Source organism: Acinetobacter sp. ANC 4558 (assembly GCF_002135375.1).
Classification (GTDB): Bacteria; Pseudomonadota; Gammaproteobacteria; order Pseudomonadales; family Moraxellaceae; genus Acinetobacter.
On record NZ_NEGH01000018.1, the window covers coordinates 1 to 14,845 of the forward strand.

Annotated in this window: 13 protein-coding genes and 1 pseudogene; 6 read left to right on the forward strand and 8 right to left on the reverse strand. The window is 34.1% G+C overall.

What is annotated here, in order from left to right; translation table 11 throughout:
- Window positions 1-245: pseudogene (locus B9T31_RS16315) on the reverse strand (hypothetical protein); the annotation flags it as partial.
- Window positions 246-292: 47 nt separating this feature from the next.
- Between B9T31_RS16315 and B9T31_RS16320 the strand changes: the two are divergent.
- On the forward strand, window positions 293-517 hold the full coding sequence (locus B9T31_RS16320) for a hypothetical protein (RefSeq protein WP_086182995.1): 225 nt from the start codon (window positions 293-295) through the stop codon (window positions 515-517).
- A 94-nt stretch (window positions 518-611) separates the two neighbouring features.
- Here B9T31_RS16320 and ahpF read toward each other — a convergent pair whose 3' ends face one another.
- The 6 genes from ahpF to glyA form a co-directional block, all read right to left on the reverse strand.
- A complete protein-coding gene (gene ahpF / locus B9T31_RS16325; protein WP_086182996.1) occupies window positions 612-2,177 on the reverse strand; it encodes an alkyl hydroperoxide reductase subunit F in 1,566 nt (521 codons plus the stop codon).
- Window positions 2,178-2,302: 125 nt separating this feature from the next.
- Window positions 2,303-3,217, reverse strand: coding sequence for a hypothetical protein (locus B9T31_RS16330; RefSeq protein WP_086182997.1), 915 nt, complete (start codon window positions 3,215-3,217; stop codon window positions 2,303-2,305).
- Window positions 3,218-3,234: 17 nt separating this feature from the next.
- The gene (locus B9T31_RS16335) at window positions 3,235-4,362 is read right to left on the reverse strand and encodes a toxic anion resistance protein (RefSeq protein ID WP_086182998.1); all 1,128 of its coding nucleotides are present in this window, start codon (window positions 4,360-4,362) and stop codon (window positions 3,235-3,237) included.
- A 19-nt stretch (window positions 4,363-4,381) separates the two neighbouring features.
- Window positions 4,382-5,158 (reverse strand): tellurium resistance protein, encoded by a 777-nt coding sequence (locus tag B9T31_RS16340; RefSeq protein ID WP_086182999.1) that lies wholly within the window; start codon window positions 5,156-5,158, stop codon window positions 4,382-4,384.
- A gap of 165 nt (window positions 5,159-5,323) precedes the next feature.
- Window positions 5,324-5,728, reverse strand: coding sequence for a nucleoside diphosphate kinase regulator (gene rnk / locus B9T31_RS16345; RefSeq protein ID WP_086183000.1), 405 nt, complete (start codon window positions 5,726-5,728; stop codon window positions 5,324-5,326).
- A 160-nt stretch (window positions 5,729-5,888) separates the two neighbouring features.
- On the reverse strand, window positions 5,889-7,142 hold the full coding sequence (glyA, locus tag B9T31_RS16350) for a serine hydroxymethyltransferase (protein WP_086183001.1): 1,254 nt from the start codon (window positions 7,140-7,142) through the stop codon (window positions 5,889-5,891).
- A 663-nt stretch (window positions 7,143-7,805) separates the two neighbouring features.
- On the opposite strand from glyA, the gene B9T31_RS16355 reads away from it, so the two are divergent.
- The 4 genes from B9T31_RS16355 to B9T31_RS16365 all read left to right on the forward strand — a co-directional run bounded on the left by B9T31_RS16355 (window position 7,806) and on the right by B9T31_RS16365 (window position 11,126).
- Entirely contained in the window at window positions 7,806-9,071 is a 1,266-nt protein-coding gene (locus B9T31_RS16355) for a S8 family serine peptidase (RefSeq protein ID WP_213033243.1), read from the forward strand.
- 81 nt (window positions 9,072-9,152) lie between these two features.
- Window positions 9,153-9,740 (forward strand): hypothetical protein, encoded by a 588-nt coding sequence (locus B9T31_RS17935; RefSeq protein ID WP_213033244.1) that lies wholly within the window; start codon window positions 9,153-9,155, stop codon window positions 9,738-9,740.
- Between the two features lie 10 nt (window positions 9,741-9,750).
- A complete protein-coding gene (locus B9T31_RS16360; protein WP_086183002.1) occupies window positions 9,751-10,245 on the forward strand; it encodes a hypothetical protein in 495 nt (164 codons plus the stop codon).
- A 182-nt stretch (window positions 10,246-10,427) separates the two neighbouring features.
- Window positions 10,428-11,126, forward strand: a complete 699-nt coding sequence (locus B9T31_RS16365; RefSeq protein ID WP_086183003.1) for a putative quorum-sensing-regulated virulence factor — start codon at window positions 10,428-10,430, stop codon at window positions 11,124-11,126.
- A 70-nt stretch (window positions 11,127-11,196) separates the two neighbouring features.
- Here B9T31_RS16365 and B9T31_RS16370 read toward each other — a convergent pair whose 3' ends face one another.
- The gene (locus B9T31_RS16370; protein ID WP_086183028.1) at window positions 11,197-12,900 is read right to left on the reverse strand and encodes a M61 family metallopeptidase; all 1,704 of its coding nucleotides are present in this window, start codon (window positions 12,898-12,900) and stop codon (window positions 11,197-11,199) included.
- A 180-nt stretch (window positions 12,901-13,080) separates the two neighbouring features.
- Between B9T31_RS16370 and B9T31_RS16375 the strand changes: the two genes are divergently transcribed.
- Window positions 13,081-14,394: a D-alanyl-D-alanine carboxypeptidase PBP6B gene (locus tag B9T31_RS16375; RefSeq protein WP_228146073.1), complete on the forward strand. Its 1,314-nt coding sequence runs from the start codon at window positions 13,081-13,083 to the stop codon at window positions 14,392-14,394.
- Window positions 14,395-14,845 lie beyond the last annotated feature (451 nt).

A 14,845-nucleotide genomic window follows, 5' to 3' on the forward strand; every position in this document is an offset into this window, starting at 1 on the left:
GGACTATCGATACACAGCTTTGCCAAGAACCGCTGACTTGGGTTTCTAACCCATACTCGATAAAAAGCCATTAAATATTGATAGCCTTCTTCTTGAACCACCCACTGCACGGATGCGGTGTGATAACTACCTTTCAATGCACGGCGATATCTTGGCGCACCACCATCTAACTCTTGTGAAATAACACCATCACCCAATTGGGCTGAATAGCCCGACTGGGTGGAGCAATAAAGTAATTTATGCATAACTTGCACCCGAGCTCGGTTTAATTCAACACATTCCCAGAATAGAAGTGCTACGCCAAATTCAACATACAGGCTTTAACGTTACAGTTCATGTACTTGATGCACCCAAGAGTATTCGACAAAAACGCGTTCAGCAACGAAATATTGAACAAGGTGAGACTTTTTCAATGATTGTACCCGATCATATTTTCGAAATTGCCAGTGATATGTGGGAAGCTCCAAATGAGATTGAAATTGAAGAGTTTAACTTCATATTTCCTCTGATCGCTTAGACTCTTATTATCCACGTTGTCATAAATTTAATCAGTTTTCATTTAAAAAGCCTTTATCTATAAGATAAAGGCTTTTGATTGATAAAATTAAAGATTACTGTCCTGAACGGATAATATAATCAAATGCGGAAAGTGCTGCTTTCGCACCTTCACCCGTGGCAATAATAATTTGTTTATATGGTACGGTTGTACAGTCACCCGCAGCAAAAACGCCTTTGACATTAGTTTCATTACGTTCGTTAATCACAATCTCACCACGATTTGAAAGCTCAACGTTTGTTTCCTTCAAGAAATCTGTATTCGGTAATAAGCCAATTTGTACAAAAATTCCTGCTAATTCGATTATATGCTCAATGTCAGTTGCACGATCCTTATACTTTAATGCAGTCACTTGTGAACCATCACCAACAACTTCCGTTGATAATGCATTCAAAATCACTGTCGTATTCGGCAAGCTATGAAATTTATCTTGAAGGACTTGGTCTGCACGTAATTGTGTATCAAACTCAACCAAAGTTACATGCTCAACTAAACCAGCAAGATCAATGGCAGCTTCAACACCAGAGTTACCCCCACCAATGACAGCAACGCGTTTACCTTTGAATAATGGACCATCACAGTGTGGACAATATGCGACTCCACGGGTTTTGTATTCTTGCTCGCCCGGAACATTCATTTCTCTCCAACGTGCACCTGTTGAAAGAATGACTGTTTTAGAAGAAAGTGTTGCTCCATTGTCTAAGCTCACTTCAACTAAACCGTTTGTTGTTTGGTCTGCACCTCGAATATCCGTTACACGCTGTAAGTTCATAATGTCAACACCGTACTCACGCACATGGGCTTCCATTTCTGCAGCAAACTTTGGTCCTTGGGTTTTTTGAATGGAGGTATAGTTTTCAATGCCCATGGTATCCATGACTTGCCCCCCCATACGTTCTGCAACAATACCTGTGCGAATCCCTTTACGGGCTGCATAAATTGCAGATGTATTTCCAGCAGGACCACCACCAATCACCAAAACATCAAATGCATCTTTGGCATTCAATTTCTCAGCATCTTTGGCAGCTGAATTGGTGTCTAATTTAGCAAGGATTTCTTCTAACGTCATACGACCTTGACCGATATGTTCCCCATTTTGGAAAACCATAGGAACTGCCATGATTTTACGTTCTTCCACTTCATCTTGAAAGAAACCGCCATCAATCATCGTCGCTGTTGTGCCTGGATTATTAATGGCAATCAGGTTCAAGGCTTGCACAACATCAGGGCAGTTGTGACAACTTAAAGAAACAAAAACATCGAAATCAGCCGTTAAATTCAATGCTTTAATTTGAGAAAGTACCTCTTCAGATACTTTGGGTGCATAACCAGAAACTTGTAACAATGCAAGAATTAATGACGTAAATTCATGTCCCATCGGTAAGCCTGCAAAGAAGACTCGAGGTTGTTGTCCTGCTTTTGCTACTCCAAAACTCGGAATCCGCTTGTTTTTTCCATCAAAACGTGCAGTCACGTTATCTGAAAGTGCGGCAATTTCTGTCACAAGTTCTTTGATCTTTTCTGATTTATCTGAATCATTTAAGCTTGCAACCAATTCAATTGGACTTTCAAGGCGCTCAAGAAGCGTTTTTAATTGTGCTGAAGTATTTTGATCTAACATGACGAACGTCTCCAAAGGAGTAAATCTTTATTTGATGGAAGAATCATAGAATAAACCAATAGATAGGTAAAACAAGTTATTCTTATTTAAATGATCGGTTTATTAAATTAATGTTAGGCTAAAAATTACCGTAACCGATGTTCAATTCGGAGAATACGCTTTTTTAAATGATGAGATAAAAAAAATAAAATAATCGTTAAAATTGCACTAATAAAACTTAATAAAATAATAAAGTATTGTACAAATACTTGTATGTCTTCTGCTTGTTTAGCTTGCTTTTCAACTGATTTGGCCAAAGGAGTCAATGCTTTTTCATATAGTTGATATTGCATTGTCCAAAGCTGTTCAGGCTTAAAACCATATTGAATAAAGTTATCGTTTTGTTTTTCTGCATTGATTAATTTTAATATATAAGGAATAGCAGCATCTTTATCAACTGGTTGGTGTATTAATGCAGTTTGTGCCAATAAATAGGCCTGAACATTTGGATCTAAATTTGATTTTTTTAAATATTGGGCAATTTTACTCTGTTGAATATCTTCATTATAAGCAATTTCTTGTGTAAATACGCCTATCTTATTATCACGCCTATCATTTTGGATATAAGTTAAAACTGACAAAATCATGATAAATGCAATCAACCAAGCAATACATCTTAAAACTAAAGATTTAAATCTTATTATAAAAAAATGTATTCTTTTGGCCCAACGAAGAAAATAAAAAGAGCCTACAAATGAAATCAATAATTTAGTAATAAACCAACCAAACCAAGATAATAAATTTAAAAAATAATCAGGTGATGTTTGTAAATTCGATAAACTTCCATTCGCACTTATAGGAACATGTAATTGTTTTACTTCGGTAGTTAATCCAAAAAAACTATATACAAAATCTTGTTGTAGATACAAAGAAATCAGACATCCTAAAAAAATAGTTCCTGTACAAATCATGAATAGATCAAGTCGATGGTATCGCTTTTTTATTTCAACGATACCCTGTTCAATCTTAACTAGATTTAATGCATATTTTTCTGACAACAAAGATTGCTTCCTAATGTTCACATTGGTGGCTTATTGGAATCTATCACCAACTGATTCAAATTATCTTGTAGAACTTTTAATCGTTTTGTTGCCTCATCTCGCTTTTGCATTCCTTCTTTTTGAATCTGAATTACATCATTTACTGTATTAATTAAAGTGTTTTGAACATGATCTAAAGTTTCAATATCAATCACTGATCTTTGATTTGCTTTTGCGGTATCAATAGAGTTTTGATGCAGCAAATCTGCATTTCGTCGTAAAATCTCATTGGTTGCATCATCAATATTTTGAGCAAGTTTCACGCTATTTTTTTGTTCATTTAACGAAATAGCCAAGCTAATTTGATTTTTCCATGCTGGAATCGTAATATTTTTAATTGAATAAAATTTATCGACTAACATAATATTATTCGATTGAATAATCCGAATCATAGGCAACGTTTGCATTGCTGAATGTTGTAAAATTTTAAAATCGCTAACTCGCTTTTCTAAATTATTTGCGAGGTGATTCAAATCATAAATTTTTTGTATAACCGTTTGATCTCGTAGTAAATTCGTTAATTGATCAATTTCATTTTGAATTTCTTGCTGTTTGATTTGACCAGCGGCAATATAGATACCTAATTCCTTATACTCTTCTTCCACTCCAACAAACATTTTATCTAAGGTTTCAACTCTCGTTTTTAAACCCAATTGAGAAATTTCAATCTCTTTTATCAGCACATTTAATTGTTCTTTGCTTGTATTAAATGCCATATCAAAATTATTTTTTGCACCTTTAAGCTTATTAATAATTTTGCCTAAAAAACCATTATCTTTCTGTTGATTTAAAATACTTGATGTATTTAGTTGCTGAGCGACGTGTACCACTTCATTCAATTTTTGACCTGTTTCTTCTAAATCTTTATTTTGAACAAGATCTAATAATTCATCGGTATAAGTAGACGTTTGTTTAGCAATACTTTTCCCATACTCCGCAACTACATGATAATTTAAGTCTTGTAAATCTTTTCGAGCACTCAGTACTTTTTCAAAATCACTTTCATCAAGCCCAATTTCTTTTAAATTCAGTTGATCAAACTTTTTTCTGGTTTCTTCTACTGAAGATTTATCACTTAAAACATCATGCTTTTCAAAATCAGACATATATTACCTTTTCCATCAATTATCTTGTTTTATCCAAAGAATTTTTCAAGGATGAAATTAAATTTAATCGTGTATCATCTAATTTTTCTAAATCTATACCAGATGATGTTTGTTGACTTTGTTTCACATGAAATTGCCATGCAGGAATAAGCACTTGTTGTGCTTCCTTAAAACGATCTAATAACGTCAATGCAATCTGTTGAGAAAGCTGCATCTGTGTTATAGCAATATCATTATTTGCTTGTAATGTCATTAGGCTCATGACTTTTTTAGATAATCTGTCTGAAAAGTTATCGAGGGGATGAATATTTTTAACAAACTTTGGATATTCCTGTAAAAATCCTTCTGCTGCTGCAATAGCATGTGCCATATCTTCGCGATATTGATGAATTTTTTCTATATTATTTTTAGATTTTTGAATTTCAAATCTTAATCTTTGACTCAATTGATTTGCTTTTGCCAATAATAAATCTAATTTTTTATAATATTCGATTTGACTTGCATCATATTCAATATCTAATCCAAGCCAGCGCTGTAACGCATTAAATTTTTTTATTTTTAAGTGCTTATTTGCATTTGATAACATCTCAATCATTTTTTCAATTGTTTGACCTAACTGATACATTAAAGATGGATCTACACCTTTAAGTAATTTTGCCTGTGCTTGAATAATATCATCTGCATAATGATTTAATTGATATTGATCATTTAATATAGGCAGTAAATAGTCACGTTGAATTTGCAATAACCGACGATGATCAACGCAAATTTCTTTCACTGGTGTCAATACAATCATTTGAAATAAAAAACCAAGAGCATCGGACAATCATTTTTATACTACTCTCTTTACATCAAAGCTTAAGTAATTTTTTGCTATTTTCTATTTACAAAAAAACTCAGATTTAAGCCATTCATTAAAACAAAAAGCCATTCTAAAGAATGGCTTTGAATTTTCTTTAAATTATATAAAGTTACCTTCTCGCTCTGGTTGATAAAGTACTTTTTCAATACGTACTTTCATGATATGTCCATCTGGTTGTGGCCATTCAATATCTTGCCCCTCAGCTAAACCAAGAATAGCAGCACCGACAGGTGCTAGAATATTAACCTGACCTTTATCTCCATTAAAATCATGAGGATAAACCAAAGTCACCTCTATAGGTGTTATCGATGGTGCAATCGTAATCGCTACTTTTGCATTCATAGTGACGACATTAATCGGAACTACCGTCGCATTGACCACCTCAGCGCGAGCAAGCTCATCTTCTAAATGCTGCATAGTCACAGTCTGTATTTTTTGATGTTCAAGCATTGTTTCTAAACGATTTAAATCTTGCTCAGAAATAATAATATTCGGTTTAGCCATACAAAAAATCCTTAATATATGAGTCTGCTCATTGAATTATTATTCAACTTTAAAATTGGTATTTTAAATCTATTCTATGCTTCAAATGTACATGAATATTTTAAATATATACAGTATAAAAAAAGCCTCCATGAGGAGGCTTTCTCAATCAATGGATGACTTAATTTACATAAACTGGAAATTTAGCACAAACCGTTTCAACCTTGGCTCTTACTGTATTAATTACAGCTTCATCACCTTTAGAATCAAGAATATCTGCAATCCATTCAGCTAAATCACGTACTTCAGCTTCACCAAAACCACGAGTTGTAACTGCTGGTGTACCAATACGAACACCAGAAGTAACAAATGGAGAGCGTGGATCATTAGGTACTGAGTTTTTATTTACCGTAATATGCGCAGCACCTAACCATGCATCAGCATCTTTACCAGTAATATCTTGTTTAATTAGAGAAAGCAAGAATAAATGGTTTTTAGTACCACCAGAAACAACATCATAGCCACGAGCAATAAGAACTTCAGCCATTGCTTGAGCATTCTTCACGACTTGCTGTTGATAAATTTTATATTCAGGTGCCATTGCTTCTTTAAAACAAATCGCTTTTGCAGCAATTGCATGGACTAAAGGACCACCCTGATTTCCTGGAAATACTGCTGATTGCAGTTTTTTCTCAATTTCTTCATTTGCTTTTGCAAGGATTAAACCAGAACGCGGACCACGAAGTGTTTTATGCGTTGTCGTTGTTGTTACATCAGCAATTTGAACTGGGCTTGGGTAAACACCAGCTGCAACTAGACCTGCAACATGAGCCATATCTACAAATAAATAAGCACCTACTTTATCCGCAATATCACGGAAACGTTGCCAATCTACAATTTGACTATAGGCAGAGAAACCTGCCACGATCATACGTGGTTTATGTTCAAGTGCTAAACGCTCAACTTCTTCATAATCGATTTCACCCGTTTCAGGATTTAAACCATATTGAATCGCATTGTATGTTTTGCCTGAAAAGCTAACTTTAGCACCATGCGTTAAATGACCACCGTGTGCTAAGCTCATACCTAATACAGTATCACCAGGATTGAGAAGTGCTAAGTAAACTGCTGAGTTTGCTTGAGAACCTGCGTGTGGTTGAACGTTTGCATAGTCAGCGCCAAAGAGTTCCTTAGCACGATCAATAGCCAATTGCTCAATAATATCAACATATTCACAACCGCCATAGTAGCGTTTGCCTGGGTAGCCTTCTGCATATTTGTTAGTGAGTTTTGAACCTTGAGCTTCCATAACAGCTGGAGAGCAATAGTTTTCCGATGCGATTAACTCAATATGAGCTTCTTGACGTGCATCTTCATTTGAAATTGCTTGAGCTAATTCAGGGTCAAATTCAGCAATAGAGATATTGGCAAACATTAGCGAGGTCCTATGAATGTAGGGCTTTTAAGCCGTGCTAAGATTGGCGCATATTATATCATGAAGTTATCTTATTTTGAGAATCAACTTTGCTCAGTTTGTAATAAAAATTGCACTTATGAATACAATTAAATATTAACAATCATTTTTTAAGTTTCTCTGATATATTAACGTTTCAATAATGTGACACAAATCACAAATAATTTCAATTCAATATTAATTATAAAAACTTTGCGTATTCATACTACTACCTATTTTAAATACTTACTTTAAAATAATTAGAATGAATAAAATCTAAATATTTATTATGATTCTTAAAGTTAAAATATTAAACTACAGAATAAATCTACAATTTTAAATAATATATTTAGTTAAAATAATTTAAATTTTCAATATTTTTATTTTAATTAATACACTATCTCAACATGTAATACATATTGTTGTATATTTTTTAATAAAAATACCCAGTGAAATTATATTTAATAAATAAAATCAAAATAATAAAATTTTAAAAACTAATAAATACTATCATACTATTACATTACATATCTAAATAATTACCTGTTATAGATATTATTAATAATTCATAACCAAAGTAATAGTAAAAAATAAAGATAATACATCACAGGATTAAAATTTTAATGCCTGCTATGAGGATAAATGATGTATAAAAAAATAATTTTTCATATTTTAACGGTTATATCACTTTCAGCTTGCACAGACAAATCACCCAATAGCTCAAACAATGAAATAGTCACCCCACAAAAAGATTGTATTGAAACTGGTGTATATGCCTGTAAATCTGGTGAAACAGAACCTCTATATCCTTTTCAATGGGCTTTAAACTATAAAAATAGTTTCTTTAAAGCCTTCAAAGATATATGGAAAAATGATTCTGACCCTGAAAATTATGACATAAATGTTGAAGTTCTGCATAAACAAGAAATTAAAGGTCAGGGCATTAGTGTAATGGTTCTAGATGATGGTATTGATATCAAACATGAAGACTTATCTGCCAACATTAATAAAAGTATGACTTTCAATTTTATTAACAACAGCAATAATCCCACCCCTGCAAATAACCCTAATTATCAACATGATTCACATGGTACCAATGTTGCAGGAATTATTGCAGCAGCACAAAATGGTAAAGGCGTTATGGGTATTGCACCAAGGGTAAACTTAGGCGGCGCTAATTTACTATCTGCTCCACGTAACGTAGACTTAGATTCATACGGTGGTGCAGCATTCTCAAAAAATACGGATATTTTCAATGCATCATATGGAAAGAATCCTTCTGCTCCAATTCCTTATGATACCGCTACAAATATTCCCACTCATATTCGTTCTATCGTCAATTTACGTAATCAAAAAGGTGCCATTTTAGTTAAATCTGCTGGGAATGAGTTCATTGAATTCTTTGAAGGAGCTAATCGGACCCGAGATTGTCCAGATCAATTTAAAAACATTCTCAGTTGTGAAAATCTAGCACATGATATTGAAGCACTAGAACCGAATGTCATTTTAGTGGGTGCCGCAAATGCACAAGGACGAAAAGCATTTTACTCAAATGCAGGTCCAGTGAATTGGATTACTGGTCTTGCAGGTGAATCAGGTCGAGGTGGTATATTTGGTGAAGGAGAAGACGGCTTTGCATATACCCCAAATGAACGTCGAACTGCTGTTAGGGGACCCTCTATTTTTTCAACAGACTTACAAGGATATCAACGTGGTTATAGTCGCTCTAATTCAACAGATAACCTTTTCGCTCGAGGACTATCTATTTTTAAAGGGATTAAAAACAATCCAAACTGTGATTATTCACAAATGGGAGGTACTTCTGCCGCAACACCTACAGTGACAGGTGTAGTTGCCCTTATTTTACAAGTAAATCCAGATTTAACATGGCGTGATATTCGTGAGATTTAACTTCAGTCTTCACGTGTCATTGATAAAAATTATGATTTAAGAATTGCTGCAAATCACTTAGTTGATTTAACAACAGGAAGAATGTTAACTCAAACTGGAACTCGATCTGATATTAGAGATGGAATGACGCAAGTACCACTTGAATTTGGTTGGCAAACCAATGGTGCTGGTTTTCAATATTCGAATTGGTATGGTTTTGGCTTGGTCAATGCTGAGGCTGCCGTTAAGTTAGCTAAAAAATATAAAGCAGGAACTTTAAAAGCTTCTTTAAAACTTTCCAATTTTCAAAGTGCATTTCCTGCCATAGAAACTTTAGCTTATGGCAGAGTAACAAAGTTAGGTAATATTTCGATAAATAAGTTAGAAACAATTGACCAATTTCAATTGCGTCTAACAAGACCTATTTGTTCAGGAAGTGTTGGCTTCTTTGTTAAATCGCCATCTGGCGTAATTTCAAATTTATCGACCCCTTATAATATATATTATAAATCAAATATTTCAGATGTAATCGATTATGGCCTAGGAAGTTATGCTTTTCATGGTGAGAAATCAACAGGATCTTGGGAAGTATTTGCTGTCAGCGGTGATAAAGGTGCATCTGAAAGTAATGTTTCAGCATTAACACCTCTAAAAGTAGAGTATCGAATTATTCCTAAAATATATTCATAAGGAAGTCATTATGCTAAACAAAATAACGATATTAACGTTGATTATTACAACACTCACCATAACACCAACATTCGCTCAGACTGAATTATCGATAGGGAAAAAACTGAGTCCTGCACAGCTTTCCAAACTGAAAGGATTTAATCTAAAATTAGGTGATCAATCATTTAAAGTGATTACAGAACAACAGAATATTAAAGAAAAACAAATCAAAGGAACAACGACCAACGCTCTATCTAAAACATTGATTGCAAATACCAATGGTGTGCTTGGTGTAAGTGAAAACCTCATTCTCATTGCGAGAGTACCTCCTAACCAAGTTCGCTCAGTTACACAGAATATTATTCATGCAGCAATTTCTACAAAATTTTATGATCACCTTGAAGTGAGTTCTTTACAGTTTCAAACCTTTAATCAAACCATTACCGCCTATAATGAATTGGTAAAATTATTTCCCCAAGCAGAAGTCAGCATCCCGATTAAGTTTAGTGAACCATCCCCACGTTAAACAAATCTGTATAGAAGTAATGGCTTCTATACAGTATTTATTCATTCACATATAAACTATTCAGATCAGTATATCGACCAATTTAAAGTTCATTAAAAGAAATTAATTTCACTTTTAGTTCGAAAAATTTGTTCTCTAGAAATGATGATGGTAAATTGTCAATTTTCCCGATGGAATAGGTCATGCATGCAATTATTTTAGATACTGAAACCCATTCATTAAATGGACTACCGATCGAAATTGCCTACGCCCCTATTCAAATTCATGATGCGAAACTCACCTTAGATAAATCACGATTATTTGACCAGTTGTATCAAGTGAATGAACCAATTTCATTTGCTGCTATGGCTGTTCATCATATTTTAGAGTCTGACTTAACAGATAAACCACTCTATTCAAGCTTTCAACTTCCAGCAGAAACTCAATATATTATTGGTCATAATGTAGATTACGATATTCGAACCATTGAAAAATGTGGCGTAGATATATCTCCAATCAAAGCAATTTGTACTTTAGCCCTTGCTCGCAAAGTCTGGCCAGATGCCGAAGCACATAATATTTCTGCTTTAATTTATATGATCAGTAAAGGTAGTGAAAAAGCACGTGAAATGATTCGTAAAGCTCACCGAGCAGATATGGACATTATTTTAACTGCCAATATTCTAATGCATATTATTCATCACCTAAAAATTAATAGTATTGAAGCATTATTTGAAGCTTCTGAAGATGCAAGAATTCCACGAGTCGTAAATTTTGGTAAACACAAAGGAACTCAAATTATAGATTTACCACCAGACTATATTCAATGGTTATTACGCCAAGAAGAACTTGATCCATATTTGCGTAAAGCACTTGAAAACACCGCAATCACAACTTTATAAATTTCTCATAATTTTACAACCTAACTTCAGCACTTAGAACAAAAGTGCTGAAGTCATGTAATTACTTCATTTATACCGCAAGCCACTTAGCCACTTTAGCTTGATCATTGATCGTCAATTCAACTGTGGTCAGCTCAACGCCCCCAGCGACAACATCAAACTGCATTAATTCATGATTACGGAATGCAAAAATAGTGAATGTTCCCTGTTTTTTTGCATATTGCTCTAAAAGCTTTGTTGTCGCTTTTATCCCATCAATTGCAATAATCGTATCATTTGCTGAAAGACCAGCTTGCGCTGCTGTTCCATCACGGCGTACTTGTTGAATAAATACACCCTCTGGTTTATCTATAGCTTTCAGACCAAATGCTAACGATTTTTCATCTTTGAGTACATACTGAATACCAAACTCTGGAAATAATTGATCTAACGGTAGCTCATCCGTGGTATTCACGAGATGGTTAATTTGTTCAAGCCATTGATCACCTGTCAATTCATTACATAATTCATAAATTGTACGCTCATGTACCTGAATACCATTTTGTGCATTTTCATAAAGCCGACGCAGTAAAGCATCTAAACTTGAACCACGTAAACGTAATCCTAAGTCTAAGCATAAAGCAACTAAACAACCTTTATTATAGTAACTAGTGCCAGCATGGTTAGAATTCTCATCTTGACGATAAAATTTTATCCAAGCATCAAAACTAGATTCAGCAACTGTTTGAATATTCCGTCCAGGATTCTGTAAATAACGGTCAAGTTGCGCTTTTAATAATTTCAAATAGGCGTCCTGCGGAATCACACCACTTCGAAGAAGAATCAGATCATCATAATAAGATGTAAAACCCTCAAAAATCCAAAGTAATGATGTATATCCTTCTTTATTTAAATCATAATTTACAAAATTTTCTGGTCGAATAAATTTGACCAACCATGAATGAAAGTATTCATGGCTACATAAACCTAAAAATCGTTGATAATTTTCCGAAGGCTCTACAGGCTCATTTGCTTGTGGTAAATCATCGCGCGGCGTAATTAAACTTGTACTGTTTGGATGCTCCAAGCCACCATAACTATTCGCTGTCGCCATCGTCATAAAGGTATAATCTTGAAAAGGTGCAGAACCAAATAATGAAATTTCAGTCGCACAAATTTTTTCTAAATCATGTTTCATTCGCTCTACGTTCATTGAATGCTTACCAGACACGACAAACTCATGTGGAATATCATTCGCTATAAAGCTAAACCGAGTTTGATCTGCTAGCTCAAAAGGTGAATCAATGAGTTCAGCATAATGTTCTGCATATAATGTAAAACGTCCTTTGACCAAACTTTTAGACTTCAAACCGGTTGCCAATTGAAATGACTTTAATTCTTCTGGTAAAAATATCTCTGCTTCAATCGCTTTAGATTCTTGTCCTTCTAAGCCCAAACAAACACATGCGGGATTCACATAAAGTCGATTCTGATCTACATAGGCACCACGTACCGAAAGATCATATGCGTAAACATCATATTCAACCGTAATTAACTCATGATCCGTATTGAATAAACGCCACTTATTTTTTTCAAACTTTTGAATTTTTAGTACGCGTCCTGCTTCATCATACGCTTTTACACCTTCAATGTGCTTTGAAAATTCACGGATAAGATAGCTTCCTGGGATCCAGGTGGGTAATGATAATACTTGAGTTGGATCGGCCAAAAAACGTAAAGTGACATGTATTAGATGTTGACGATAATCGTCAAATTCGATTTGATAATGCAACATAATAGACAATACAAAATAATCAATAAAACTTAATGAGTAGCTTATCATTTTTTTGATCTTAGAATGCTGAATTGTCTTAAAAGACAGCAAATTTGACTAGTCAGAAAATAAAAAAAAGCATAGCATGCTATCCAACAACACACAGCATAGTCATGGACTTGACAATACTAAGGAATCCCTTTGAAAGCGCTCATTTACGTCATCGCAGTATTCAGTCTTTTTTTCAGCCATCTGAGTCATGCTAGCTTATTAAATATTATGCCTGAATCAGTTGAAGCAGAATCTTGGATCATTTTAGATCCACAATCTGGTCAAGTTATTGCAGAGCATAATAGTCACGTTCAACGTGCCCCTGCATCCATGACAAAAATGATGGTTGCCTATATTGCTTTGAAAGAAATTGAGGCGGGTCGATTATCAAAAAATGAAGTGATTACAGCAACACCTGTCGTTAATACCGTACAGTGGGATGAATCTCAAATGTATCTTAAACCTGGAGAGCTAATTACTGTTGATCAACTGCTTGCAGGATTGATTGTCATGTCTGCAAATGATGCAGCAGTGACCTTGGCTGAACGTATTTCTGGAAGTGTTCCTGCATTTTTACAGCGTATGAATCAAGAAGCTCAAACCTTAGGGATGAAAAACTCTCATTTTTCAAATCCTGCTGGTGTTACCATGCCTGATCATTATTCTTCAGCGCATGATATGGCTTTATTAGGTCAAGCAGTGACCATACATACACCAGAATATTTACATTATTCAATCATGCCAAGTTTTAACTATAATCACAGATTTCATCGAGCAACAAATTTAGTCTTAAAATTAGATCCAAGTGTAGATGGTTTAAAAACTGGTTTTACCAAAGCAGCAGGTTATAATCTCGCACTGACCGCACATCGTCCTACAGCAAACCCAGAAATGCCTGATCGTCGATTAATTGTGGTGGTGATGGGAACAAAAAATGCCCTGAAACGTGCTGAAATAGCACATCAACTCTTAGATCTTGCTTATGTTTATACTCGTGATGAGGTTGTTATTAAAAATAAACAATTGATCGCCGAGCTTCCTGTCATTAAGTCAACTTTAAAAATGTTCAAAGTTGAAACTGATCAGCCTAAAATTGTGACTGCATCACTTTATGGTTCAAACAATCCCATCGATCTAACTAGTTATAACATAAAAGATCAACGTATTATGACCAGTATTGATGGACAAGTTACTGCAATTGATCCTCTGCAAGAAACTAAAACAAATGTGAATATTAAACTAAACCAAAAAGAACTTGTTGCACCTCTTGCGCAAGTCATGAAATTAGTCACGATTGATGTCTACCAAAATAATCAGTTACTTAAAGCAATTGAAATTGTCCAAGATGTAAATATCACAGAAGCAACACTTTGGGATCGAATCTTATTTTGGTTCTCAAATCTATTTTCTTTTAACTCACAAGACCATCAAATAGATCATAAAAATCATTCGGCCTCTTCTTAATAAATAAGGAAGCCATTCTAGCTTCCTTATTATTGAACAGCTTTCTATATTTAAGTTAGGCCTTGAATCCCCCACTATTCAAAGCCTAATTTTTTCATGCATATACACTGCATATTCTTTTAATGCTTTACAGTTTACCTTTTTTCAATCTCATCTGATGTCACTATTCTTGATAATGATATAGATAAAAATAACTTTAAATATATTTTATAAATAGAACCTTCTTTTATTGTTTTTAATCCTATTTTGATCATTTAGCAAGCATTTTCTCTTTCGAAAATCCGTTTCCCTTTTAACTTTATATAACTATTTATCCATTAAGTTTAATCTTTTCAAACACATTCTTTATTCATCCTTCCTATTCTTATACATTTATCGATGTTTCTTTCTATAGATGAATGAAAGTTCTTCCGCCCAAACAGGCTAAAATAAGCTAAAATACTCGATTGCA